This is a genomic window from Halalkalicoccus sp. NIPERK01 (assembly GCF_030287405.1).
Classification (GTDB): domain Archaea; phylum Halobacteriota; class Halobacteria; order Halobacteriales; family Halalkalicoccaceae; genus Halalkalicoccus.
The window spans coordinates 1-23992 of the sequence record NZ_JASVVV010000008.1 but is presented as its reverse complement, the minus strand read 5'-3'; the positions used below and the strand labels follow the sequence as shown (position 1 = coordinate 23992).

At 67.3% G+C, this 23992-nt stretch carries 28 protein-coding genes; 14 read left to right on the top strand and 14 right to left on the bottom strand.

What is annotated here, in order from left to right:
- Positions 1 to 40: 40 nt before the first annotated feature.
- Complete coding sequence (locus QRT08_RS16895) at positions 41 to 298, bottom strand: DUF7111 family protein (RefSeq protein ID WP_286047150.1); 258 nt, start codon at positions 296 to 298, stop codon at positions 41 to 43.
- An 82-nt stretch (positions 299 to 380) separates the two neighbouring features.
- Between QRT08_RS16895 and QRT08_RS16890 the strand changes: the two genes are divergently transcribed.
- Entirely contained in the window at positions 381 to 1376 is a 996-nt protein-coding gene (locus tag QRT08_RS16890; protein ID WP_286047149.1) for an arsenic resistance protein, read from the top strand.
- 115 nt (positions 1377 to 1491) lie between these two features.
- Here the strand turns inward: QRT08_RS16890 and QRT08_RS16885 are convergent, their stop codons facing one another.
- Entirely contained in the window at positions 1492 to 2634 is a 1143-nt protein-coding gene (locus QRT08_RS16885) for an acyl-CoA dehydrogenase (RefSeq protein ID WP_286047148.1), read from the bottom strand.
- 25 nt (positions 2635 to 2659) lie between these two features.
- On the bottom strand, positions 2660 to 2902 hold the full coding sequence (locus QRT08_RS16880) for a hypothetical protein (RefSeq protein WP_286047147.1): 243 nt from the start codon (positions 2900 to 2902) through the stop codon (positions 2660 to 2662).
- 98 nt (positions 2903 to 3000) lie between these two features.
- On the opposite strand from QRT08_RS16880, the gene QRT08_RS16875 reads away from it, so the two are divergent.
- Positions 3001 to 4098: a phytoene/squalene synthase family protein gene (locus QRT08_RS16875; protein WP_286047146.1), complete on the top strand. Its 1098-nt coding sequence runs from the start codon at positions 3001 to 3003 to the stop codon at positions 4096 to 4098.
- On the opposite strand, the gene QRT08_RS16870 is transcribed toward QRT08_RS16875, so the two are convergent.
- Together QRT08_RS16870 and QRT08_RS16865 are read right to left on the bottom strand one after the other, a co-directional pair.
- Positions 4089 to 4370, bottom strand: a complete 282-nt coding sequence (locus tag QRT08_RS16870) for a DUF8152 family protein (protein WP_286047145.1) — start codon at positions 4368 to 4370, stop codon at positions 4089 to 4091. The two genes, QRT08_RS16875 and QRT08_RS16870, sit on opposite strands and share 10 nt — an antisense overlap.
- The gene (locus QRT08_RS16865) at positions 4367 to 5224 is read right to left on the bottom strand and encodes a 3-hydroxyacyl-CoA dehydrogenase family protein (RefSeq protein WP_286047144.1); all 858 of its coding nucleotides are present in this window, start codon (positions 5222 to 5224) and stop codon (positions 4367 to 4369) included. The genes QRT08_RS16870 and QRT08_RS16865 overlap by 4 nt, the downstream gene beginning before the upstream one ends.
- 174 nt (positions 5225 to 5398) lie before the next feature.
- Here QRT08_RS16865 and QRT08_RS16860 point away from each other — a divergent pair, with 174 nt between their 5' ends.
- The 3 genes from QRT08_RS16860 to QRT08_RS16850 all read left to right on the top strand — a co-directional run bounded on the left by QRT08_RS16860 (position 5399) and on the right by QRT08_RS16850 (position 7580).
- A complete protein-coding gene (locus QRT08_RS16860) occupies positions 5399 to 6214 on the top strand; it encodes a class I fructose-bisphosphate aldolase (RefSeq protein WP_286047143.1) in 816 nt (271 codons plus the stop codon).
- Complete coding sequence (locus tag QRT08_RS16855) at positions 6214 to 7074, top strand: class 1 fructose-bisphosphatase (protein ID WP_286047142.1); 861 nt, start codon at positions 6214 to 6216, stop codon at positions 7072 to 7074. The genes QRT08_RS16860 and QRT08_RS16855 overlap by 1 nt, the downstream gene beginning before the upstream one ends.
- A 113-nt stretch (positions 7075 to 7187) precedes the next feature.
- Positions 7188 to 7580 (top strand): cupin domain-containing protein, encoded by a 393-nt coding sequence (locus QRT08_RS16850; protein ID WP_286047141.1) that lies wholly within the window; start codon positions 7188 to 7190, stop codon positions 7578 to 7580.
- A gap of 104 nt (positions 7581 to 7684) precedes the next feature.
- On the opposite strand, the gene QRT08_RS16845 is transcribed toward QRT08_RS16850, so the two are convergent.
- On the bottom strand, positions 7685 to 8776 hold the full coding sequence (locus QRT08_RS16845) for a baeRF10 domain-containing protein (protein ID WP_286047140.1): 1092 nt from the start codon (positions 8774 to 8776) through the stop codon (positions 7685 to 7687).
- An 86-nt stretch (positions 8777 to 8862) separates the two neighbouring features.
- A complete protein-coding gene (locus QRT08_RS16840) occupies positions 8863 to 9057 on the bottom strand; it encodes a DUF8015 family protein (RefSeq protein WP_286047139.1) in 195 nt (64 codons plus the stop codon).
- A 239-nt stretch (positions 9058 to 9296) separates the two neighbouring features.
- On the opposite strand from QRT08_RS16840, the gene QRT08_RS16835 reads away from it, so the two are divergent.
- Positions 9297 to 10994, top strand: coding sequence for an acyl-CoA carboxylase subunit beta (locus tag QRT08_RS16835; RefSeq protein ID WP_286047138.1), 1698 nt, complete (start codon positions 9297 to 9299; stop codon positions 10992 to 10994).
- A 300-nt stretch (positions 10995 to 11294) separates the two neighbouring features.
- On the top strand, positions 11295 to 11627 hold the full coding sequence (locus QRT08_RS16830) for a DUF5658 family protein (protein ID WP_286047137.1): 333 nt from the start codon (positions 11295 to 11297) through the stop codon (positions 11625 to 11627).
- Here QRT08_RS16830 and QRT08_RS16825 read toward each other — a convergent pair.
- The 4 genes from QRT08_RS16825 to QRT08_RS16810 form a co-directional block, all read right to left on the bottom strand.
- A complete protein-coding gene (locus QRT08_RS16825; RefSeq protein ID WP_286047136.1) occupies positions 11614 to 12066 on the bottom strand; it encodes a MaoC family dehydratase in 453 nt (150 codons plus the stop codon). The genes QRT08_RS16830 and QRT08_RS16825 overlap by 14 nt on opposite strands.
- Before the next feature lie 162 nt (positions 12067 to 12228).
- Entirely contained in the window at positions 12229 to 14673 is a 2445-nt protein-coding gene (locus tag QRT08_RS16820) for an amino acid permease (protein WP_286047135.1), read from the bottom strand.
- A 100-nt stretch (positions 14674 to 14773) separates the two neighbouring features.
- Complete coding sequence (locus QRT08_RS16815; protein ID WP_286047134.1) at positions 14774 to 15526, bottom strand: Lrp/AsnC family transcriptional regulator; 753 nt, start codon at positions 15524 to 15526, stop codon at positions 14774 to 14776.
- Positions 15527 to 15689: 163 nt separating this feature from the next.
- Positions 15690 to 16259 (bottom strand): YqaA family protein, encoded by a 570-nt coding sequence (locus QRT08_RS16810; RefSeq protein ID WP_483299974.1) that lies wholly within the window; start codon positions 16257 to 16259, stop codon positions 15690 to 15692.
- A gap of 87 nt (positions 16260 to 16346) precedes the next feature.
- On the opposite strand from QRT08_RS16810, the gene QRT08_RS16805 reads away from it, so the two are divergent.
- Positions 16347 to 17186 (top strand): HpcH/HpaI aldolase/citrate lyase family protein, encoded by an 840-nt coding sequence (locus QRT08_RS16805; RefSeq protein ID WP_286047133.1) that lies wholly within the window; start codon positions 16347 to 16349, stop codon positions 17184 to 17186.
- 69 nt (positions 17187 to 17255) lie between these two features.
- A complete protein-coding gene (locus QRT08_RS16800; protein ID WP_286047132.1) occupies positions 17256 to 18512 on the top strand; it encodes a Glu/Leu/Phe/Val family dehydrogenase in 1257 nt (418 codons plus the stop codon).
- 203 nt (positions 18513 to 18715) lie between these two features.
- Here the strand turns inward: QRT08_RS16800 and QRT08_RS16795 are convergent, their stop codons facing one another.
- Positions 18716 to 19087 carry a DUF7528 family protein gene (locus QRT08_RS16795; protein ID WP_483299975.1) on the bottom strand — a complete coding sequence of 124 codons (372 nt, stop codon included), beginning with the start codon at positions 19085 to 19087 and terminating at the stop codon, positions 18716 to 18718.
- Between the two features lie 159 nt (positions 19088 to 19246).
- Between QRT08_RS16795 and QRT08_RS16790 the strand changes: the two genes are divergently transcribed.
- From QRT08_RS16790 to QRT08_RS16775, 4 genes are read left to right on the top strand one after another with little or no spacing between them, the layout of a single operon-like run.
- The gene (locus tag QRT08_RS16790; protein WP_286047130.1) at positions 19247 to 19432 is read left to right on the top strand and encodes a DUF7525 family protein; all 186 of its coding nucleotides are present in this window, start codon (positions 19247 to 19249) and stop codon (positions 19430 to 19432) included.
- A 41-nt stretch (positions 19433 to 19473) separates the two neighbouring features.
- The gene (locus tag QRT08_RS16785; protein ID WP_286047129.1) at positions 19474 to 19698 is read left to right on the top strand and encodes a DUF7123 family protein; all 225 of its coding nucleotides are present in this window, start codon (positions 19474 to 19476) and stop codon (positions 19696 to 19698) included.
- Between the two features lie 39 nt (positions 19699 to 19737).
- The gene (locus QRT08_RS16780) at positions 19738 to 20178 is read left to right on the top strand and encodes an SRPBCC family protein (RefSeq protein WP_286047128.1); all 441 of its coding nucleotides are present in this window, start codon (positions 19738 to 19740) and stop codon (positions 20176 to 20178) included.
- Positions 20175 to 20987 carry a carbon-nitrogen family hydrolase gene (locus tag QRT08_RS16775; RefSeq protein WP_286047127.1) on the top strand — a complete coding sequence of 271 codons (813 nt, stop codon included), beginning with the start codon at positions 20175 to 20177 and terminating at the stop codon, positions 20985 to 20987. Before QRT08_RS16780 ends, QRT08_RS16775 begins: the two co-directional genes overlap by 4 nt.
- Before the next feature lie 324 nt (positions 20988 to 21311).
- Here the strand turns inward: QRT08_RS16775 and QRT08_RS16770 are convergent, their stop codons facing one another.
- Both QRT08_RS16770 and QRT08_RS16765 read right to left on the bottom strand, forming a co-directional pair.
- Positions 21312 to 22841: an aldehyde dehydrogenase family protein gene (locus tag QRT08_RS16770; protein WP_286047126.1), complete on the bottom strand. Its 1530-nt coding sequence runs from the start codon at positions 22839 to 22841 to the stop codon at positions 21312 to 21314.
- Positions 22842 to 22884: 43 nt separating this feature from the next.
- On the bottom strand, positions 22885 to 23682 hold the full coding sequence (locus QRT08_RS16765) for an RIO1 family regulatory kinase/ATPase domain-containing protein (protein ID WP_286047125.1): 798 nt from the start codon (positions 23680 to 23682) through the stop codon (positions 22885 to 22887).
- 112 nt (positions 23683 to 23794) lie between these two features.
- Between QRT08_RS16765 and QRT08_RS16760 the strand changes: the two genes are divergently transcribed.
- A partial coding sequence (locus QRT08_RS16760) for a GTP-binding protein (RefSeq protein WP_286047124.1) occupies positions 23795 to 23992 on the top strand: 198 nt, incomplete at its 3' end.

Below are 23992 nucleotides of genomic sequence, written 5' to 3'. Positions count from 1 at the left end.
GGGACGACTATAGGACTGCCGGAACTCACCGATCTTCGACCTACATCCCCATGTCCGTCGCGGCCTCGGGAACCGGGAGGTCGTTCGGGTCGGTCTCCAGGAGTTCTGCGGCGTGATCCAGCGCCATGTCGAAGCCGTAGTACCGTTCGAGTTCGTCGCCCCCCTCCCGAACCGCGAGCATCGCGTAGCCCTCGCGATTCTGCGCGATCTCGACCAGTCGTCCCTCGCGTTCGAGTTCGAGGACGCGCTCGGCGTCGGTCTCGTGGTACTCGGCGGTCACCCCGTCGGTTTCGGCCATACCCCCCGTTCGCGGGTCGGGAAGGCGAACCTGTCGGTCGGGATCCGAACCGGTATCCGCTCCCGGCCCCGAGACCCGGCGGATGGACCTCCTCGAGAAGTACCAGACGGTGCTCGTGATCCTCGCCGTCCTCGGGGGGCTCGCCGCCGGGCAGGTTCCGGGCGTGCCGGCGCTCGCCGAGTCGCTCATACTCGTCTTCCTGATGGCCATGCTGTTCGGCGCGTTCGCTCAAATACCGCTCTCGAGCCTGCGGAACGCGTTTCGCAACCGGCGGGTCGTCGGGACGAGCCTCGCGGTCAACTTCGTCTGGAACCCGCTTCTGGCGGTGGGTCTGGGCGCGCTCTTCCTCCGGGACCAGCCCGCGCTCTGGGTCGGCCTGATCATGCTCATGGTGACGCCGTGTACCGACTGGTATCTCGTCTTCACCGACATCGCTGGCGGCGACGTCCCGCTCGCGACCTCGCTCCTCCCCTACAACCTCGTCCTCCAACTCCTCCTCCTGCCCGTCTATCTCTACGTCTTCGCCGGCGCGCTCGTCTCGCTGCCGCTCGATCTGTTGGTCGAAAGCGTCCTCCTCGTGCTCGTCGTGCCGCTGGCCGCCGCGACCCTCGCCCGGCGGGGAGCGATCCGAACGCGAGGGAGGGAGTGGTTCGACCGGCGCGTGATCTCGCGGCTGGCCCCGATTCAGATCCTCTTTCTCTGTCTGGCGATCGCCGCGATGTTCGCCTCGCAGGGCGAGGTCGTCCTCGAGGAGCCGGGCGTCCTCGCGCTGATCGCCCTGCCCGTTCTCGCCTTCTACGTCGTCAACTTCCTCCTCGGACTGGGTATCGGGCGCGCCCTCGAGTTCTCCTACGAGGAGGTCGCGTGTTTCGACTGCACGATCCTCTCGCGCAACTCCCCGACGGCGCTCGCGATCGCGGTCGTCGCGTTTCCCGACGAGCCGCTGATCCCGCTGGCGCTCGTGATCGGCCCGCTGCTCGAACTCCCCCTGCTTTCGGTCGTCTCACAGCTCCTGCTCGCGATCCGTGATCGAGGATGGTGGTCGAACGTCGAGCGTTCGGCGACGAGTCGCGACTGAGCCGAGTCAGGGGGTCGTTCGTACTTCTCTCCCGGCATCGATGCTCCATCGTCCGTTTCGCCCCGCGAAACCCGCCGCTGCTGAGGGTGGCTGAAAACAGTGACGAACGACCCTATCAGTCCAGCACCTTGTCGCCGATCGTGTTCCTGAGGATCTCGCTGGTGCCCTCGTAGATCTCGTTGAGTTTGGCGTCGCGGTAGTAGCGCTCGACGTCGAAATCGGTGGTGTAGCCGTACCCGCCGTGGATCTGGATCGCCTCGTTCGCGACCTCCCTGCTTATTTCGCTCGAATAGAGCTTCGCCTGTGCGGCCTCCTTGATGAAGTCCTCGCCGCGGATCTTCCGATCCGCCGCCTGATGCATGAGCAGGCGGGCGGCGCTCAACTTGGTGTCCATGTCCGCCAGCTTGTGTTTGATCGTCTGGAACTCCCCTATCGGCTGGCCGAACTGCTCGCGCTCGTTCGCGTACTCGCGTGCGTCGTCCAGCGCGGCCTGCGCCAGGCCGACCCCGCGGGCGGCGATGGTGATGCGTCCGCCGTTCAGGGTCTTCAGCGCCTGCACGAACCCCTCGCCCTCCTCGCCGATCCGGCGGGTTTCGGGGAGTCGCATCCCGTCGAATCGGAGTTCGGCGGTCGGACAGCCCTTGTCGCCGAGTTTGTGCTCCGTTCCCTCGACGAAAAAGCCCTCGTCCTCCTCGGGCCGGACGATGAACGAGGAGATCCCCCCGTTTCCGGCGTCGGGATCCGTCTTCGCGAACAGCGTGATCGTTTCGGCCACCGACCCGTTCGAGATCCAGAGCTTCCCGCCGTCGACGACGTACTCGTCGCCCTCCTTTTGCGCGCGCGTCTCCATCGCGGGCACGTCGCTGCCCGCGCCGGCCTCCGAGAGCGCGAACGCGCCCACCTCCCGCCCCTCGGCGAGCGGCGCTAGGTACGTCTCCTTCTGTTCCTCGCTGCCGAACTCGTAGAGCATGTTGCCCGCGAGCGAGGTGTGGGCGGCGACGACCGTTCCGAGGCCGCCCGACCCCCGCGAGATCTCCGCGAGGCCGATCGCGTACGAGTGGTAGTCGAGGCCCGCGCCGCCGTACTCCTCGGGAAACGGCATCCCCATCAGGCCGAGTTCGCCCATCTCGCGCACGAGGTCGTGGGGGAACTCGTCGGTTTCGTCGATCTCGCTCGCTCGGGGTTCGATCTCCTCGTCGACGAACTCCGCGACCATCTCGCGGATCTGCTTCTGTTCGGGGGAGAGGCTGAAGTCCATACTTCGAATCCTCCCGGTCGATGCTTTATGTTTCGGGTTCGGACGAGGGGGCGTCGGGATCGTCCTTCGAGTCGTCCCCCCGGAGCGCACCCAGCAGGGCCTCCGCGACCATCGCGACGAGGAAGTACTTCCACGCGAGCGCCGCGACCACCATCAGTCCGGCCCCTCGGAGGGGGCGACCCTTGCGGAGGGCCTTTCCCGCCGCGGCGAGGATGGTGAGCGCGCGCAGGCGCTTCGATCCGAGACCGAGCAGCCGTTTGAATCCCATATCCTGTCCTCTGGGAGGGGACAGTCCTAAAGGTTCTGACGGCTCACGCCGGGTCCTGTGGGTTTTTTTGTCTCCGACCCATAGGACGGACAACGGCTATGTCTGGATCCTCCCCGAGTTCGTTGCCAGAGGCGACCGCCGACCTCGAATGGTGTCACGAGGCGGTAGACGGCGTCTCACGGACGTTCGCGCTGACGATCGACGTGCTAGAGGAGCCCATGTCGTCGTACATCTGCGTGGGCTACCTCCTCTGTCGGATCGCCGACACCGTCGAGGACGCCCGTCACATCCCGCCGGAGACGCAGGCGACGCTGCTTCGGACCTACCACGCCGTCCTCGATCCGACGGACCCGACGGGGGTCGAGTCGTTCACCGAGGCGGTCTCCGGGTGGATCCCCGACGACGGCGAGCGCACCGCGGACTGGACGGTGGTCTCCCAGGCGCCCCGCGTCGTCCGGACCTTCGAGCGCCAGCCCGAATCGGTCACGGAGGCGATCCGGCCGCCCGTCCTCGAACTCGTCTCGGGGATGGCGCTGTTCGTCGAGCGCTACGCGGATCACGGGGGGCTCAGGATCGCGACACGCGAGGAACTCGAGGAGTACTGTTACTACGCCGCGGGCACCGTGGGCGTCCTCATCACCAACCTCATCTGTCGAAACACGGGCCCCCCCGGGGACGCCGAGAGCGTCGAGCGGGTCGATCGCTCCGTCGAGCGAACCCTCTACGACACCGCCGAATCGTTCGGACTCCTGCTCCAACTGGTGAACATCTCGAAGGACGTCTACGACGACTACCGCGAGGAGGACAACGTCTACCTGCCGGCGGCGTGGCTCGACGCGGAGGGCGTCCCGCAGGAGCGCGTGCTCGCCGAGGAGCACGCGGACGGATCGAAGGCGGTCGTGAGACGAACCGCGGACCACGCACGGACCTTCCTCGACGACGCCCAGCGCTACCTCGAGACCCTCCCCGAGGTCGAGGGCAACCGGTTGGCCGCGTGGGCGATCCCCTACCTGCTCGCGGTCGGCACCCTACGCGAACTCTCCGCCCGGCCGGAGGACGCCCTCTCCGAGCGGGGCGTGAAGGTCTCGCGAAGCGAGGTCAGCGCGATCGTCACCCGGATGCTCGGCGAGTCCGATCGGGCCGCCGTCGGCGACCTCCGCACGACGGTCGCCGAACGGCCGTTCCATCAGGCCTGAGCGAACCGTTCCGCCAGCGCGAGCGCCCGCTCGACGCGTTCGTCCGCCCGTTCGTCGTCCGTCTCCTCGATCGATTCCAACAGTCGAACGACGTCCGTCGCCCCCTCGCGGCGCACCTCGGGGGAGACGTCACCTCGGATCTCCCGGGCGACCGCCTGCGCCTCGCCGAGCCACCGGTTGGCCACGGGATCGATCGGGAGGCCCTCGGTCGCTTCGAGTTCCCGGTACAGCGCCCCGGCGAGGTCGCGTTCGCTCGGTTCGTCGTCGCTCACTCGTACTCGTAGAAGCCCCTGCCCGTCTTCTTGCCGAGATCGCCCGCGTCGACCTTCCGCTTCAGGAGGTAGGCGGGTTTGTACCGGTCGCCGAGTTCCTCGTAGAGCGTCTCGCTGGCGTCGAGACAGATGTCGAGTCCGATGTGGTCCGCGAGCGTCAGCGGCCCCATCGGGACGTTCGTCCCGAGTTCCATCCCGCGGTCGACGTCCTCCTTCGAGGCGACGCCCTCGTCGTACGCCCGGATGCCCTCGTTGATCCACGGCATCAGGATCCGGTTGGTGACGAAGCCGGGTTTGTCGTCGGATTCCCAGGTGGTCTTGCCGAGGTCCTCGGCGAGCGCGTGGGCGGTTTCGACCGTCTCCTCGCCCGTCTTCTCGCCGACGACCACCTCGACGCCCTCCATGATCGGCACCGGGTTCATGAAGTGAAGCCCGATCACCCGATCCTCCCGATCCGTCGCGCTCGCGATCGTCGTAATGGAGAGCGTGCTCGTGTTGGTCGCGAGGATCACGTCCTCGTCCGTGATCGCCTCGAGGTCGGCGAAGATCTCTTGTTTGATGTCCATCTTCTCGACGGCGGCCTCGATCACGAGGTCACAGTCGTCGAGGTCGTCGAGGTCGGTCGTGCCGGTGATCCGTTCTTTAGCACTCTCGGCTTCCTCCTCGCTCAGTCGATTCTTCGAGACGAACCGCTCCAGACTGTCGTCGATCGCCTCCAGACCGTTCTCGACGAACTCCGTCTCGATGTCGCGCATCACGACCTCGTAGCCGTTGAGCGCACAGACCTGTGCGATGCCGTTGCCCATGGTTCCCGCACCGACCACGCCGATCCGCTCGACCGATTCGATGGTCATGGGATCGCTTCACCCGGGGAGGTCCTAAGCGTGCCGGACGGGGTTTACTATCTTCGGAGTTAGTTCCCCGTCCCGAATTCGCCGGAATCGTTCGTTAGCGGGCCGCTACCCCCCGTATCGCTGACGGACGACGGGCAGTAGTTTCTTATAGTAGGTCGCCGGATTCCCACACGAATGCTCCCGCTTTCCGACTCCCCGATCGTCCGCGATGGGAAGGTACTGATTCTCGCCTACGACCACGGTCTCGAGCACGGTCCCGTGGACTTCGAACCCGTCCCCGAGACGATGGACCCCGAGCGGATCTTCGAGGTCGCTACCCACGACGCGGTCACCGCGGTCGCCGTCCAGAAGGGGATCGCCGAGGCGTACTACCCCTCCTACGCCGATGACGTGAACCTCCTGCTCAAGGTCAACGGCACGTCGAACCTCTGGATGGGCGAACACGACTCGGCGGTGAACTGCTCGCCCGAGTACGCCGCCGAACTGGGTGCGGACGCGGTCGGCTTCACCCTCTACGGGGGCTCGAACCACGAGGTCGAGATGGCGGAGGAGTTCCGCGACGTCCAGGAGAGCGCCCGCGAGGAGGACATGGCGGTCGTCATGTGGTCGTATCCGCGGGGACAGGGACTGAAGAACGACACCAAGCCCGACGTGATCTCGTACGCCACCCGTCTGGGGCTCGAACTCGGCGCGGACATCACGAAGGTGAAGTACCCCGGGTCGTCCGAGGCGATGGAAAACGCCTGTGCGATGGCCGGCAAGACGAAGGTCGTGATGTCCGGCGGGTCGAAAGCGAGCGACAGGGACTTCCTCGAGACCGTCGAGAGCGCGATCAACGCCGGGGCCTCGGGGCTCGCCGTCGGGCGAAACGTCTTCCAGCGCGAGAACCCCACGGCGCTGCTCGACGCGCTCGAAGAAGTCATCTTCGAGGGCGCGAGCGCCGACGACGCGCTCGCGGCGACCGAGGCGGCCGCCCCCTCCGACGACTGATGGATCGTGATCGCTCGAACGTCGTCGAGGAGGTCTTCGAGACGGTCGCCCGCACCGCACCCGAGATCCGCGCCGCCCTCCCCGGTCGGCGGACCGAGACCGCCGGAAAGAACCCCAGCGGCGAACTGCGACTCGCGGCCGACGACTACGCCGACGACCTCTTGGAGGGGCGCCTCGGCGCGATCGACGGGGTCGGCCAGTACGCGAGCGAGGAGACCGCGGAGGCCGTGGATACGGGCGAGGGCCTCTCGATCGCGGTCGACCCGCTGGACGGCTCCTCGAACCTCAAGCCCAACAACACGATGGGCACCATCGTCGGGATCTACGACGCCCCGATGCCCGCCGCCGGGCACGAACTGGTTGGGGCCGCCTACGTGCTCTACGGCCCGATCACGACGATGGCGGCCGCCGCAGACGGCGAGGTCACCGAGTACGTCGTGACCGACGGCGAGCGGGAGGCGGTCCGCGAGGACCTCACGCTACCCGACGAGCCCTCGGTCTACGGCTTCGGCGGCCGAGTACCGGACTGGATCGACTCCTTCGACGAGTACGCCCGCGAGATAGAGTGCGACGAGAGCCTCAGACTCAGGTATGGAGGATCGATGATCGGCGACGTCAACCAGGTGCTGACCTACGGCGGGGTCTTCGCGTATCCCGCGCTCGAGTCCGCCCCGGAGGGCAAACTCCGCCTCCAGTTCGAGGGCAATCCAGTGGGGTACATCGTCGAGACCGCCGGCGGGCGCTCCTCGGACGGGGAGCGCTCGCTTCTGGAGGTCGAACCCGACGCCCTCCACGACCGCGTCCCGGTCCACGTCGGCTCGACCGAACTGATCGACCGGCTCGAGGACGCGCTGAACTGATCCCGTCCGAAACGGACGAAACGGGACAGTAGGGGCGTTCCCGTCCGGCCGTTCGTCCCGGTGCCCGCGGACGGAACGGGCACGTTTATCTGGCGCACGCGGAAGGTACTCACATGCCACGCGACTACGACCCGTCCGCGATTCCGGCCGTATACGATCTGCGGGAGATCGCGCCGTATCGCGAGGAACCGGGCTTCGAACAGGTCGTCTTTCGCGGTATCGATCAGATGCTCGGCTTCTCCCGGATCGGTCCCGAAAAGCCGGATGGCGAGCCCCACACGCACCCGTACGAACAGATGAACATGCTCGTCGAGGGACGCCTCGACTTCCTCGTCGACGGCGAGCGGGTCGAACTCGAACCCTACGACACGTTGGCGATCCCTCCCGAGATCCCTCACACCTCGCGAGCAGTCGAGGGAGAGACCGCAACGCTTCTGGCCTTCTGGCCGCTTCGGGAGGATCGCCTCGAGGGGACGGCGTACCAACGGGAGTTTCCCGACCTGTAGTTTGCGGCTTCACGGCGTGCGATGGTCGACGGACTCGACAAGCTCTCCCCGTCCGAAACCATCGCACAAGCCGTTTTCCGATTCTCGCGAAGGGACGATGTCGACTATTCGATCTCGAAGCGCAACAGCGCGCCGTAGCCGCCGAACGCCTCCTCGAACTGCTCGCCGCGCTCGATCCCCGTCGGGACGAGCACGTGTTCGGCCTCGATCTCCTCGGCGCGCTCGGCCAGTTCGCTCGCCTCCTCGGCGGGGACCGACTCGGCGAGCAGCAGCGTCTCGACGGCGTCGTAGGTGAGCGCTTCGTCCACGTTTTCGCGCCCGTAGACGACCTCCTCGCCCGTGTCGACCCGCTCGAAGAACTCGTCGAGCGCCTCGCGTGCGGGCAGGTCCTCGGCCTCGGTGAGGTGGTCTTCAGCCCGTTCGGCGAGCTGTCTGAGGCCCTGCTCGGAGGCGTACTCGACGGTGTAGGTGCCGGCGACCCTCTCGCGAAGCCGGTGGTCGAGCCGGTCGTCGCCGGTGAACTCCTCGACGGTGATCTCGGTGCCGCCGACGAGCAGTTCGTCGACGGACTCATCGCCCAGGAACGCCCGCTCGGCGGCGTCCGCCACGTCGTCGAAAAAGCCCTCCTTCCACTCGGCCTGTCGGTCCTCGAGGGCCCCGCCCTCGGCCTCCTCGGGCGCGCTGTCGAGCGAGGGCGTCTCCTCGGCCACCTCGTTCTCCAGGGTCTCGACCGGGACGACCTCCTCGCCTTCGAGCCGTCCGAGGGCGGCCCCGCCGCGCTCGACAACAAGCAGGCCGTACGTCGCCGAGGGGGAGGTCATGCTCTCGAGGGGCGCGGTGTCGAACTTGTTTGCCTGCTCGTAGACGAACCCGTCGATCGGCGCTGGGAGGTCGTCGAAGACGTACTCGACCAGCTCCTCGTCGACGACGCCGACGTAGACGACGAGGCCGTTCTCGGGGGTCGCGTCGTACTCCCGCAACACGCCTCGAAGCTCCTCTAAGGCCTCCTCGACGTGCCGGTTGGTCGGCCCCGAGTCGCCGTATTCGGACTCGGAGTGGTCGCGTTCGATCCGGTTTCGGACCGCCTCGAGGTCCTCCTCGGGCGGGATCGCCACCGTGACGAGGCTCGTCCGGTCGGCCGACGCGCGCGCTACCGTCTCGATCCGATCGTGGAGGTCGTGTGTAGCGGTGCTCATAGGTAGAATCGTTCGGGTCGGACGTGATCGCCGACGCCGCCTAAACGTTGGTCTTGCGACTGCCGTTCGGCGATCGGTACCGAACCCTACGCCGGCGGGTGGACGAGGAGCGCGTCGACGAGCCCCGTCGCCGCGATCAGGGAGGAGAGAACCAGCACCACGGGCAGGGACACCGAGAGCACCGCCTGAGCGGCCAAGCCGACGGCGTAGACGCTCGGGATCAGCCCCAGGAGCAGGTCGTGACGCGAGACGCGCTCGCCGTCCGCGTGTCCGTGCACCATCGTAATTATATCTAATTACGGCGACTCACTAAAAAGTGGTGACACTACGGGGGTTCGCCCCACTCCTTCGGCGCGCGGCTCGTAGCCGATCGCCCGACGGGCGCGCTCGAGGTGGTCGGCGATCGCGGTGCCGATGGTTCGCGCCGGTCGGAGGCACGTTCACAGCGACCGTTCGGCCGTCGGGGTCAGAGCCGATCCTCAATGGAAAACGGTTTCAAATCGCCCGTTGCAAACGAGGTATGAACGTCCGGATCAGCGCGGACGCGAGCGAGGAGGAGGCCTCCGCCATCGCCGCCGCCCTCGCGGAGCACGTCGACGGCGAAGTGGAAGTCTACGTCGGCGACGACGACGAGCCGACGGCGATCCAAGAGGCCGTCGTCGAGTACGAGGACGACCTCGGGCCGACCGAGCGCGAGCGATTGCTCAGGGAGGAGATCGAGGACATTGAGCGTGGTGGCCCGGAGAAGTACAGGGAACGCCTCCCCGAGCAGGGCAAACTGTTCGTCCGCGACCGCCTCGACCTGTGGTTCCCCGACGGACCCCTGTTCGAGGACGGCAAGTTCGCCGAGTTCGACGCCGACGACCGCCTGCCGGCCGACGGCCTGCTCACGGGAGCCGCGGAGTTCGAGGGCCGCGAGGTCCACTTCATGGCCAACGACTTCACCGTGAAGGCCGGCAGCATGGCCGGCAAAGGTGTGGAAAAGTTCCTCCGGATGCAACAGCGCGCGCTCAAGAGCGGGAAACCCGTCCTGTATCTGATGGACTCTTCTGGAGGACGGATCGACCAGCAGCGGGGCTTCTTCGCCAACAGGGAAGGGATCGGGAAATACTACTACAACCACTCGATGCTCTCGGGGAGGGTTCCCCAGATCTGCGTCCTGTACGGGCCCTGCATAGCGGGCGCGGCCTACACCCCCGTGTTCGCCGACTTCACCGTGATGGTCGAGGGGATGAGCGCGATGGCGATAGCTAGTCCTAGAATGGTGCGGATGGTCACCGGCGAGGAGATCGATATGCAGGACCTCGGTGGGCCTGCGGTCCACGCCGAACACTCCGGGAGCGCCGATCTGGTCGCCCGCGACGAGGACCACGCCCGGAACCTCGTCTCCCAACTCATCACGTACCTGCCCGACAAGGCGGGCGAGAAACCCCCGAAACGGGAGTCGAAGCCGCCCAAACGCTCGCCCGAGGGGATCGATTCGGTCGTCCCCGAGGAGCCCAATCGGGGCTACGACATGAGTGAGGTGATCGAGCGGGTCGTCGATCGCGGCTCCTATTTCGAACTCAAACCCGACTACGGGGCGGAGATCATCACCGCCTACGCCCGGATCGACGGCCGGCCCGTCGGGATAATCGCCAACCAGCCGAACCACCGCGCGGGCGCGATCTTCCCCGACGCCGCCGAGAAGGCCGCGGAGTTCATCTGGAAGTCCGACGCCTACGACGTTCCGCTGCTCTATCTGTGTGACACCCCCGGGTTCATGGCCGGCTCCGGGGTGGAAAAGGACGCCATCCTCGAGAAAGGGAAGAAGATGATCTACGCGACCTCCTCGGCGACGGTGCCCAAGCAGTGCGTGGTGGTCAGGAAGGCCTACGGCGCGGGAATCTACGCGATGAGCGGGCCCGCGTACGACCCCGAGAGCACGATCGCGCTTCCCTCCGGCGAGATCGCCATCATGGGTCCGGAGGCGGCGATCAACGCCGTCTACCGCAACAAGCTCGACGCGATCGACGACCCCGAGGAACGCGCCGAACGCGAGGCCGAACTCCGCGAGGAATACAGGAGGGACATCGACGTCCACCGGATGGCCAGCGAGGTCGTGATCGACGACATCGTCCCCCCGAGCGACCTGCGCGAGGAACTGGTCAATCGCTTCGCCTTCTACGAGGGCCTCGAGAAGGACCTGCCCGAGAAGAAACACGGGACGGTCCTCTGAGGCCGGAATCCCGGCGATCGCGGTTCGGAATCCGTCGTTCAGGGCAGCCGTTTGAGCAGTTCCATGACCCGATCGTGCGCCCCGTCGGGGAGGACGTGTCCCAGCCAGACCATGTACTTCCACGGACCGACGAGCAGCCGGTGGTGAGGGCTGTAGGACTCACGTGTCGGCGGTCGGCTGCGACGGGAATAGAGCTGCTGCCGGCACGTGAGCGGGCGACGAACCCTCGGTTTTAGGGACCCTCTCGAAAGGATATAGCTGATTGATAACAATATCGATACCTTCCGAACCAGTCGTCTGATGTCGACGCACGAGGTGGGCGTCTGGGAGACGCTTTCGGGGTACGAGTCGCTGCTCTGGGGGGCCGCCGTCGTGTCGATGGTCGCCGACATCGTCCTCACGTATCACGGGATCGAACGGGGCCTCGTCGAGGGGAATCCGATCGCGCGGTTCGCGCTCGAACGGGTCGGCTACGCCGCGCTCGGCGCGCTCAAACTGTTCGCGCTCGGGGTCGGACTCGCCGGGCGGGCCGTCCTTCCGACTGAGTACACCGCGATCGTCCCGCTGGGGCTCGCGGTCCCGTGGACGATCGCCTCGCTGATCAACGCCGCGTTGATCGTCACCGTGAGCTAGCCTTCAGCGAGAGGACGGTCCGGTCGAACTCGCAGACCAGTTCGTCGTCCTGGTTCAGGACCTCGACGTGCATGGTGACGACGCCGCGCTCGCCGTCGGACGTCTCGCGCTTCTCGGTGACCGTCGACCGGGCGCGGATCGTGTCGCCGTGAAACACCGGCGCAGGGTGCGAGACGTCGTCGTACGAGAGGTTGGCGACGATCGTCCCGTCGGTCGTCTCGGGGATCGTCAGCCCGACCGCGAGCGACATGGTGTAGAGGCCGTTGACGAGGCGCTCGCCGAACTCGGTACCGGACGCGAACTCGCTATCGAGGTGGAGCGGCTGCTGGTTCATCGTCATGTCGCAGAAGCGCTGGTTGTCCGACTCACTTATCGTCCGCCGTTTCCCGTGATCGATCGTCTCGCCGACCTCGAACTCCTCGTAGTACAGTCCGGGCATGTCCCCGAATCGAGGCCGTCGGGGAAAACGGTGCGGGTTCACGGTTCGATCTCCGGGCCCTCATAGGGAGTCTCGTAGACGTACAGAGGTGCCCGCGGTGGGACTCGAACACCGTCCCCGTCGAGGACGCGCCGTGGCTCCGGCCGGCTACGATACTCCCCATCAGTCCGCCGTTTCGTCGGCCGACTGGCCCCGCCGGCGCGAGCCCCGACCCAGCTTGAGGAAGTAGCGATACGGGGTGAACAGCGCCGAGCGGAGGCGACCGCGGATCCCGGTCTCGCTGGCGTAGACGAGCACCGGGAGGTCGAGCCCCGCGGACCGACGCACCACCCGGTCGGCGTTGCTGCCGAAGACGAACCGCCGGAACACCCGGTTGCGCGAGGCGCCGACGAGCAACGGCCCGCCGACGTCGGTCGCGACGTCGACCAGCGCGTCCGCGACGTCGTCGCTCGCGACCGTGTGTACCTCGACGCTGTCACGCTCGTCGAAGCGCTCGATCGTCCGCCCGACGTCCTCCGGGGTGCCGCTCGTCCCGGTCGGTTCGACGTTGACGACGTGGACCGTCGTCCCCCGGTGAGCGAGTCGACTCGCGACGTCGAGCAGGTGGTCGTGGTGGGGGCCGCCGCCGACCCCGATGGTGATCGTCGAGACGTCGAGCGGGGCGTCCACCCCGCTGGCGAACAGCACGTCACAGGGGGCCTTGTACTCGATCGCCTCGGTGATGTCCGGTCGGTCCTCCGGGTAGCCCATGGCGATCCGGTCGACGGACTCCTCGCGGGCGGTCGTGAGGACGTCGAACGCGACGTCGCGGCTGATGTGGCCCTCGACGAGCACCGTCGCCTCGAGGTCCGCCCGAACGTCGCCGAGTTCCTCCTCGATCCGGTCGACACGCTCGACCGCGGTGTCCACGAGCGCGGCGCTCTCGGTCTGTTCGGGGATCTCCGTGACGTTGAGCAGGCGAACGACCGGATCGTCGCCGTAGAGTCGACCGACGTCGGCCGCCAGCCGGGCGTAGGAGGCCGCCCGGCCGGGTCGCTCGATCGGGACCAGCACCTCGTAGCGGTCCTCGGGAACCGACTCGGCCCGAGCGACCGACGGATCGATCTCCGCGTCGTCGAGCGAGGCCGACCCGTCGCCGGTCGAGGGAACCCCGGGGGTCTCGATCCGTTGGCCGTCGCTGCCGTTGGCGGTGACCCGCCGGGCCGTGACCGCCCGGTCGACCAACTCCTCGCGATCGAGGGCACCGCCCCAGACGAGGTAGGCGCCGACCAGCGTCACCTCGACCAAGACGGCGGCGACGATGCCGATCGGCGGCAGGTTGGTGATCAGCGCGAGGTTCGCGAGGATCCCGACGATTGGCAGCCACGGCGAGGCCGGCACCGAGAAGGGGCGCTCGATGTCCGGGAACCGTCGGCGACTGACGATCAACGCGACGTTGACGACCGCCAGTGGCGCGAGCAGGTTCACGTTCGCGAAGCCGGTCAGCCCGTCGAGTCCGAGCGCGAACGGGACCGCGCCCGAGAGCCCGCCCTCGGCGGGGAATAGCCCGACGAACACCGCGATCAGCGCCACGATTGTCGCCGTGACGGCGACGATGCTCCAGAAGGGCGTGTTGTACTGCCGGTGGATGCGCGAGAACGGCCGTGGCGCCTGGCCCTGGCGCCCCATCAGGTCGCCGATGCTCGATGCGGCGAGGATCGAGGCGTTCGACGCCGAGACCATCGAGAAGATCGCGCCCGCGACGATGAGCGCCTGGCCCGCCGGGCCCATGAACGAGGCGGCGACCGTCCCCATCGCCGTCTCGCCCGCCCGCAGCACCGAGTCGTCGACGGGAGCGTTGACCATCGCGACGATGACGAACGTATAGAGGACGGTGACGGTGACGATCGAGGCGGCGATGGCCTTCGGGACCGTCTCCCGGGGCTCGATGATCTCGCCGGCGCTGGCCGCGATGGCGGAGAAGCCGAAGAAGGTGATAAAGGCCAGCGCGGCGATCGAGACGGTGCCGGCGGGGTCGCCGAACTGGAACTGCGCGACGAACGTGGCCGTCGCCTGCGTCGGACCGGCGTAGGCGACGGCCCCGCCGATGAACGCGAAGAGGACGGCGACCTTCGCGCCGGTGACGATCAACTGGAAGGTGCCGCTCTCCTCGGTCCCCCTCGCGTTGAGCGTGCCCAGCAGGAGCGCGGTGAGGATCCCCCAGACCCCGCCCGGGAGGTGGATTCCGCCCAGTCCCAGCAGTTCGAGCAGCGGCCCGAAGACGAACTGCTCGACCCAGTGGTCCATCGTCCCCAGATAGAAGGCGGTCGTCGCACAGTAGCCCATAAAGAGCGACGCCCCGACGCCGAACAGGAGGTACTCGTTCTCGAAGGTCCGCGACGAGAAGAGGTAGCCGCCGCCGTTCTCGGAGTAGATCGAGGCGAACTCGGAGTAGCTCGCGGCGGTGACGCCCGCGATGAGGGCGGCGATCACGAACGCGATGACGGCGCTCGAACCGATCTCGTAGACCGCCCGTCCGGACAGCGAGAAGATGCCGGCGGCGATCATGGTCCCGAGACCGAGCGCGAACGCGATCTTGAAATCGAGGGTGCGGGTCTTCTCTACCACGACCGTGGTTGCCACTCCGCATTCAAAAACTCTCTGCAGTCATACTCAGCTATCGAAAACACACGAGGAATATATTTTCTTTTGCGAAATCCGGCCCCGATCAGCGGGTCGCCGAGACGCCGGTGACCGCCTCGAGCAGGGCGTCCTGCACCCCCGACTGCGAGAACACGGTCAGGACGTCCCCGCTCCGAAGAACGGTCTCCCCGCGCGGGGTGATGACCTCGTCCTCGCGCTCGACGGCGATCACCAGCACGTCCTCGTCGAGGATCCCCTCCTCGACGCTGTCCTCGATCGTGCGTCCGTCGACCGGGGCGCCCTCCCTGACGGGGATCTCGATCACCTCCGCGCCGCCCGAGAGGCTCATGACGTCCGTCAGCGGGCTCGGTTCGTGGGTTTCGGCCGGTCCGTACTGGTCGTAGGGGCGGTAGTACTCGCCGTTTACCAGCCCCTCGTCCTCGATCTCGAGGCCCAGGTCGGCCAGTTCGCGTTTGATGCGGGTCAGATCCCCCGTGTCGTCCCCGATCGCCTGGACGTGGAGGTTCTCGCGCCCGGTCATCGTCGAGCGGACGTGGACCACGCCCGGGACCTGCAGGGTGCGGGCGACGACGTCGTCGACCCCGGTGGGGGCGTTACAGAGGAAGATGTTCATCAGCTTTCCCTCGGCGACCTCGTAGTCGATGTCGGCGTGGTAGCCCTGGATGACGCCGCGCTCCTCGAGCTGGTCGATCCGGTTTCGGATCGTCGCCGCCGAGACGTCGACCTCCTGGGCGATCATCGGCGCGGTCGTGTTCCGCGCGTCGACCCGGAGGTAGTAGAGGATGCGCCTGTCGATGTCGTCGAGTCGTTCGCGCATGGCCGGACGTTGGGCGGGCCGCACAATCAGTCCTCGTCATCGCCGGCGATGGCTCAGGGGATCGTTCGTACGTCTCTCCCGGCAGGGATGCTCCGTCGTCCGTTTCGCCCCCGCGAAACCCGTCTCCGCCGCGGCTGGCTGAAAACGGTTACGAACGACCCTCTCAGAGGAGGCTTATCGCCCCGCCGAAGACGCCGAGCGTCACGAGGAGGCGCCCGAGGCTCCCGACGAACGTCGCCACCGCGAACTTCCAGTAGCTCTCCTCGAGGACCGCGAAGGCGTACAGGGAGACGGTGTCCGGGAAGAAGGGCACGCAGAGCGCGAGCGCGAGTCCCGCGTAGCCGTACTTCTTGGCGATTCCGACCGCCCGCCGCTGGGACCACGAGACGACGTCGAACCGCGAGCGTTCGAGCCAGCGAAGCAGCGGGCCGGATCGTTTCGCCTCCTGTCCGATGTGGAACGCGACGAGGCTCCCGATCGCCTTGCCGGTCGCGCTGGTGAGGACGATGACCCCGAGGGTCACCGCACGCGAGGGGGCGATGTCCAGCGGCGCGACCAGCACGACCTCGCTCGGACCGGGCAGGGCGAAGGCGATGAGAAACGAGTAGGCGAAGACGATCCCGACGCCGGGCCATCCGGTCGCCGTCTCGACGATCGTCCGCACCCCCTCGATCCCCCCGGCAGCGAGTCCCCCACCCACGAGGAGCGCTACGACGCCCGTCGAGCCGTTCACGGTGGTCGTTCGGGGAACGGCGAGATAAACCTGTTCCCGTTTCCCGACGAGGGACACACCGATATGGATCGCGTCCGAACGCCTCCCATGACCCGCCGTAGCGTCATGTTCACCCCCGGCGACCGTCCCGAGATGCTGCGAAAAGCGCCGAAGGCGGGCGCGGACGTGCTCGTCTTCGATCTGGAGGACGCCGTCGCCCCCGATCGGAAGGCCGAGGCCCGTGAGATCGTCGCCGACCTCCTCGCGGACCCGGACTTCACGCCCGAGAGCGAGGTCTGCGTCCGGGTCACCCCCGAGTTCGAGGCCGACCTCGCGGTCCTCGAACGCGCCCGGCCCGACAGCCTGATGCTCCCGAAAGTCGCCGGCCGAGCGGACGTCGCGGCCTTCGACGCGGCGGTCCGGGAGTACGGCGACGCGCTTCCGGTGCTCGCGCTAGTCGAGAACGCGGCGGGGGTGCTCGCGGCGCCCGAGATCGCCGCCCACGACGCCGTCGACGCGCTCGTCTTCGGCGCGGAGGACCTCTCCGCCGACATCGGCGCGACCCGCACGGCCGAGGGCACCGAGGTGCTGTACGCCCGCGAGCGGGTCGTGATCGCCGCGAGCGCCGCCGACTGCGAGGCGATCGACACCGTCTACACCGACATCGAGGATCACGAGGGCCTCGTCGAGGAGACCCGGTTCGCGATTCAGTTGGGCTACGACGGCAAGATGGCGATCCACCCCGGCCAGGTGGGGCCGATCAACGAGGCGTTCACGCCCGATCCCGAGGCGATCGAGTGGGCAGAGCGCGTCCTCGACGCCCGCGACCGCGCCGAGAGCGAGGGGCGGGGCGTCTTCCGCGTCGACGGCGAGATGATCGACGCGCCGCTGATCGCGCGGGCCGAGCGGATCCGCGAGCGCGCTCGCCTCGCCGACTCGTATCGGTGATCACGGTCGTTCGGTGTACCGATATCGTATTCGGCACGCTTAACACCGCAGTGGGTGTGGGAGTGAACGATGGCCGAGGAAGCGAACCCATTCGAGAGCCTACAGGAACAGGTCGACGACGCGGCCGCGTATCTCGACGTGAGCGAGGACGTCCTCGATCGGTTGAAGAACCCCGAACGCGTCCTCGAAACGAACCTCTCGGTCGAACTCGACGACGGCTCCTTGGAGCGATTTCGGGCCTTCAGATCGCAGTTCAACGGCGACCGGGGGCCGTACAAGGGGGGGATCCGCTATCACCCGAACGTCTCCCGCGACGAGGTGAAGGCGCTGTCGGGGTGGATGGTCTACAAGACCGCGATCGTCGGGATCCCCTACGGCGGCGGGAAGGGTGGGATCGTCATCGATCCCAAGGAGTACTCCGAGGCCGAACTCGAACGCATCACCCGTGCCTTCGCGACCGAACTTCGGCCCCTCATCGGGGAAGACCGGGACGTCCCCGCGCCGGACGTCAACACCGGTCAGCGCGAGATGAACTGGATCAAGGACACCTACGAGACCCTCGAGAACACGACCGCGCCCGGCGTCGTCACCGGGAAGGCGATCGAGAGCGGCGGCAGCGAGGGCCGCGTCGAGGCGACGGGCCGGTCGACCATGATCACCGCCCGCGAGGCCTTTTCGTACCTCGGCCGCGACGTGAGCGAGGCGACCGTGGCGGTCCAGGGCTACGGCAACGCCGGCTGGATCGCCGCGAACCTCCTCGAAGAGGAGGGCGCGACGGTCGTCGCCGCGTCCGACTCCTCGGGGGCGATCCACAGCGAGTCGGGCCTCGACACGCAGTCGGTGCGCGACCACAAGGACGATACCGGCAGCGTGGCCGGCTTTTCGGGCGCCGACGAGGAGTTCTCCGGCGAGGACCTGCTGACGCTCGACGTCGACCTGCTCGTGCCCGCCGCCCTCGAGAACGCCATCGACGAGGAACTCGCCCGCGAGGTCGAGGCCGACGTGATCGTCGAGGCCGCGAACGGGCCGCTGACGCCCGACGCCGACGCCGTCCTCACCGAGCGCGAGGTCGACGTCTTTCCCGACATCCTCGCGAACGCCGGCGGCGTGACGGTGAGCTACTTCGAGTGGGTCCAGAACCGCCAGCGCTTCTACTGGGACGAGGAGCGGGTCAACGACGAACTGGAGGGGGTGATCGTAAACGCCTTCGAGGACCTCGTTTCCGCCTACGAGGCCCACGACGTGCCGAACTTCCGGACCGCGGCCTACGTCGTCGCCATCGACCGGGTCGTGCGGGCGTTCGAGGAAGGCGGTACTTTCCCCTGAAAGCCCTCGGAATTCGCTGGCGCGAATTCCTCGCCCTTTTCATGTCCGACCAGGCTCCGCCGAGTCGCGGCGCGCGATTACGCGCCGCTTCCGAGTATACCAGCCGTTCCCCGCTCCGCTCACGGAGCCGTCGGACGTGACGGCTCCGCTCGCGCCGGCCACCGCACCGCCTACCGTCGGTAGTCGAGTGCTGAAAGATCAGGTCAGGTCTTCTCGACGGTCAGCGGGCTTCGGTTCGCGATCCGGCAGTCGAACGCCGGGTGTTCGGCGAAGTGGCGCACCAGCATGTGCCGGCGCGACCCGGTGATCCCGCTTCGCCCGACGTCCTCGGCGGTGATGGTCGCAGGTAAGCGGTCGTAGAGCCGCCGCAGGCAGTCGAAATCCTCGAACACCTTCGCGTTGCCCGCCGACTCCGCGCCGCGCCGCGAGACCACGTAGGAGCCGTCCTCGCGGTACTCGCCGGCGGTACGGAAAAAGTCGTGGCGTTCGGTCAGTGCCTCCTCGATCGCCGCGCGCAGATCGGCGGCGCCCTCCCTGGTGAGTTCGTGGGACGTGTCGTCGACGGTCAGAACGATCGACCCCGCGTCGGCGGTGGTGACACTACTCGCCGAGAACTCGACCAGGAGCGTGGGTACTCCGTGCCATATCGGTAGAACCGCTCGACGGAACAAAAACGTACCGCTCCCGGCGGCGAACCACAACGCACTACACGCCCCCTCCGCGTACGACGACCCATGGCACGCACGACACGGGCCGTCTCCGACAAGGGGCTCGGCCTCGGGTTGCTGTTCGGACTGCTGGCGATCGGCGGCGCGCTCGGAATGCTCGCGGCTCCGGGCGGACTGGTCGGCGCGTGGGGCTTCGCGGCGGCGATGGTCGCCGGAATGATCCTGATCGTGGCCGTCCACGCGTACGCGTAATCGGGAAATGTTAAAGACCGCTCGCGCCCTATCAGTCCTCAATGAGTGACATCACGGACGAGGACCGACGCATCCTCGCGTATCTCCGTGACAGCGTCTCGACCGGCGAGGGCTACTTCCGGTCGAAGAACATCGCGGAGGCGCTCGGGCTCTCCTCGAAGCAGGTCGGCGCGCGACTCCCCTACCTCGACGAGAAGAGCGACGAGGTCGAGATCGAGAAGTGGGGACGCTCGCGCTCGACGACGTGGAGAGTCACACTGAGTTGATCCGGCGTCTTTTTAGGCGCAGAGTCCCCGTCTCCCAGTATGACTGTCCGGGTCGAACGACGGTTCGTTTTGCCGGCATCGTGTGAGGAGGTCTGGGAGTTCATTTCCGATCCGGAGCAGCGAGCACGCGCGATCAGCGTCGTCTCCGACTACGAACTCGTCGACGAGGCGGGCAACGAGGCGATCTGGTACATCGACATCCCCATCCCGGTCATCCGCCGCGCCGCCCGCGTCGAGACCGAGGACACCGAACGCGACCCGCCCCGGTACGTCGAGTTCGTCGGCCGTTCGAAGGTCATGCGGGTGACGGGCAGCCACCGACTCGAGGAGACCGACGGGGGCTGTCGGCTCACGAACGAGTTCGTCGTCGACGGGAGGCTCCCCGGCGTCGAGCGGTTCTTCAAGAAGAACCTCGATTCGGAACTCGAGAACCTCGAGCGGACGATCCGGGAGTACCTCGCCCGGAACGACCGACGATGAAACTCGCGCTCGCCCAACTGGGGATCGACCACGGCGATGTCGAGACGAACGTCGAGCGGGCGGTCGACGCGATCGAGGAGGCGGCCGCGCGCGACGTCGACCTCGTCTGTCTCCCCGAGATATTCAACGTGGGCTACTTCGCGTTCGATCGGTACCCCCGCGCCGCCGAAGGGCTCTCGGGTCCGACGCTCTCGCGGATCTCGGCGGCCGCCGCCGAACACGGGATCAACGTGCTCGCGGGGACGATCGTCGAGGACCTCGCGGAGACGACCGACGCGCCGACGCCCGCCGACGAGGGGCTCGCGAACACAGCCGTCCTGTTCGACCGCTCGGGGGATCGACGGGCGATCTACCGCAAGCACCACCTCTTCGGCTACGAGTCGGCCGAGGCCGAACTGCTGGTCCCCGGCGAGGACCCCGCGTCGGGGATCTGCGAGGTCGAGGGGTTCACCGCCGCGATCACGACGTGCTACGACCTTCGGTTCCCCGAACTCTACCGCGAACTCGCCGCCAACGACGTCTCCCTCGTGTTGGTCCCGAGCGCGTGGCCCTACCCGCGGGTCGAACACTGGACGACGCTCTCGCGGGCACGCGCGATCGAGAACCAGTGTTACGTCGCCACGATAAACGGCAGCAGCGAGCACGAGGGGACCCGGCTGCTGGGTCGGTCGACCGTCTTCGACCCGTGGGGAACGACGCTCGCGAGCGCCGCGGACGACCCCGCGCTCGTCGTGAGCGAGATCGATCCCGGGCGGGTCGAGCGGGTCCGCGAGGAGTTCCCGGCGCTGCGGGACCGCCGACTGCCGTGAGCCACGAGGTCCCGTGTGGTCGAGAGGCGCTCGATCCCGCGGGTTCGATCGGACACGCTTATTAGGTTCGACCCCCGAGTGGGGAGTGCCGAAGAGCGCTTTTCTCGCTTGACGGCACTACAACCCGGTCGTCGCGCCCCATCGGATCGCTCGGGCGACCCCTCTCCCGCCTCGGTCCGCTTTACGAGCACCCTACTCCGCCGTTAGCGTCAGTATAATGATAACCTCTGCCGTGGTACGGGTACTCGCTGGCAGACCGCCAGCACAGTGCCTTACCGCATCGCCACGGGGTCTGGCCCGGCCCCGTTTCTGTCCTCTCGTCGGTCACTCGTCGAGTTTGATGTCCGCCGAGAGGCCCTGTGCCATCTCGATCTCCCGGGAGTTGTTGAGCGTGAACGCGGTGCGCTCGGTGACCGCCTCGATCACCTCGCGCGCGCTCGGATAGCCGTTGCCGCTCTTCTTGACGCCGCCGAAGGGCAGGTGGACCTCCGCGCCGATACACGGCAGGTTCGCGTAGCCCAACCCGACCTCGCCGTAGTCCCGGAACGCGTGGATCTGGCGGTAGTCCTCGCTGATGATCGCGCCCGCCAGCCCGTAGGGCGTGTCGTTGTGGATCTCGATCGCGTTCTCGACGTCGCCGCTGTACTCGACCAGCGCGACGTGCGGGCCGAAGACCTCCTCCTGCAGGCAGCGAAGCTCGGGGTCGTACTCGATCTCGTAGACGAACGGGCCGATCCAGTAGCCGCCCTCGTGGCCCTCGGGGATCTCTCCCTCCTCGGGGTCGGCCCGGTCGACCAGCACCCGTCCGCCCTCCTTCCGTGCCAACTCGTTGTACTTGTGGAACTTCTCGACCTGGCTCTCGTCCACGACCGGCCCCATGAACGTGTCCTCCTCGAGCGGGTCGCCGATCTTAACGCCCTCGGCGAGTTCGACGAAGCGCTCCTTGAACTCGTCGTAGACGTCGGTGTGGACGATCAGGCGCTCGGAGGAGACACAGCGCTGGCCGGTCGTCTTGAACGAGGACATGACCGCCGAGTGGACCGCCGTGTCCATGTCGGCCTGCTCGGTGATCACGATGCCGTTCTTGCCGCCCATCTCGCAGGCCGCCAGTTTACCGGGTTCCGCGCCGACCTTGCCGGAGATCTCGTGGCCCACCTCCGCGCTCCCGGTGAAGAGAACGGTAGAAACGCGCTCGTCCTCGACGATGGCGTTGCCCGCGTCGCCGAAGCCCTGGACCATGTTGAACACCCCGTCGGGAATGCCCGCGTCCTCGAACATCTCGGCGATGATCTGCCCGCATCGGGGGGTCTGTTCGGCGGGTTTCCACACCACCGTGTTGCCCTCGACCAGCGTGACCGCCATGTGCCAGAAGGGGATGGCGACCGGAAAATTCCACGGCGTGATACAGCCGACGACGCCGCGGGGTTTCCGGCGCATGTAGGCGTCCTTGCTCGGGATCTCCGAGGGGACGACGTCGCCGTGGGGGTGGCGGGCGTTGCCCGCGGCCCACTCGACCATGTGCCAGGCCTCGGTCACGTCGGCTTTCCCCTCGCTGATCTCCTTGCCGCACTCCTCGGTGACGACCCGGCCGAGTTCCTCGTGGCGGTCCCTGAGTTCGTGGTAGATGTCCCAGAGGTACTCGGCGCGGTCGATGTACGAGAGGTCGCGCCACTCCTCGAACGCCTCGTCGGCCGCGGCGAGCGCGCGATCGACGTCGGCCTCGGTCCCCTGTCGGAACTCCCCGAGCGTCTCGCCCGTCGCGGGGTTGACGCTCTCGAACGTCTCCTCACCCACCCCGTCGGTCCACTCGCCGGCGATGTAGTGCTGTGAAACGTCCATCGTCTGTTGACTCATAATCGTTCGGGAGGTTTGCGAGGCGAGGGTAAAAAGTTGCCCGTCACCCGGCCCGTCGTTCGATCTCGCCTTTCAGCCCCGTGGCATCGAACTCGTGGTCCGGGCGCAGACGAACGAAGTCGAGGAAGTCCCGAGCGGCCATCAGTTCCTCGATACCGTAGAACCCGGCGGCGGTCTCGACGGCTCGCTTGCCCCCGATCGAGGGTTCGAGCGTCGCGAGCGCGCTCGCGATGTCGTACGCCCGTGCCGTCGAGAGCCCGTCCTCACGGACGTTGGTCGCGTCGATGAAGTAGAGTTCCCCGCCGTGAACGAGGACGTTCTCGCCGCGGAGGTCGCCGTGTGCGAGGCCGTGGTCGTGCATGAGCGCGAGCGCCGCGAAGAGGTCGGACGCGAGCGTCTCGACCTCCTCGGGCGCGAGGTCGTCGAGGGTCCGGAAGTCGGGCAGGTACTCCAGGACGAGCACCCCGAACTCGTCGACGCCGAACGCCTCGACCGGCTTGGGGGCGTTGAGTCCGATCTCCCTGACCAGCCGCGTGGCCTCGAGTTCGTGCTGGCTCATCTCGAGCGGGCCCTCGAACCGGTCGAAGAAGCCCTCCTCGCCCCGCGAGAAGACGCCGAGGTTGCGCGCGCCGGTGAACAGCGCGTGGACCAGCGCGTTCTGCGGACTGATCACCTTGACGAACCACTCCTCGTCGACGACACACGGCGTCGAGAGCCAGTTGTCCGCCTCCAGTACCGAGATGTGGACGCGCTCGCGGTCGTACCGGCTGGCGATCTCGCGGCCGATCCGTTCTAGCTGTGGCCGGTCGACCCGCCCGCGGACCAGCCGGCGAAACTCCATGCCGGGTGGAGGGAACCGCCACGTAAAGGGTCTTCGCGGGCGGTCGCCGAAACGGATTTCTTCGTTGACAGTGATTATCTAGCGGTAGCGCCGAACCGGCGCGGGTGAGATCATGGGGGAGAAACCACACCAGAACCTGGCCATCATCGGCCACGTCGACCACGGCAAGAGCACGCTCGTCGGACGATTGCTCTACGAGACCGGGAGCGTTCCGGACCACGTCATCGAGCAGTACCGCGAGGAGGCAGAGGAGAAGGGCAAGGGCGGCTTCGAGTTCGCCTACGTCATGGACAACCTCGCCGAGGAGCGA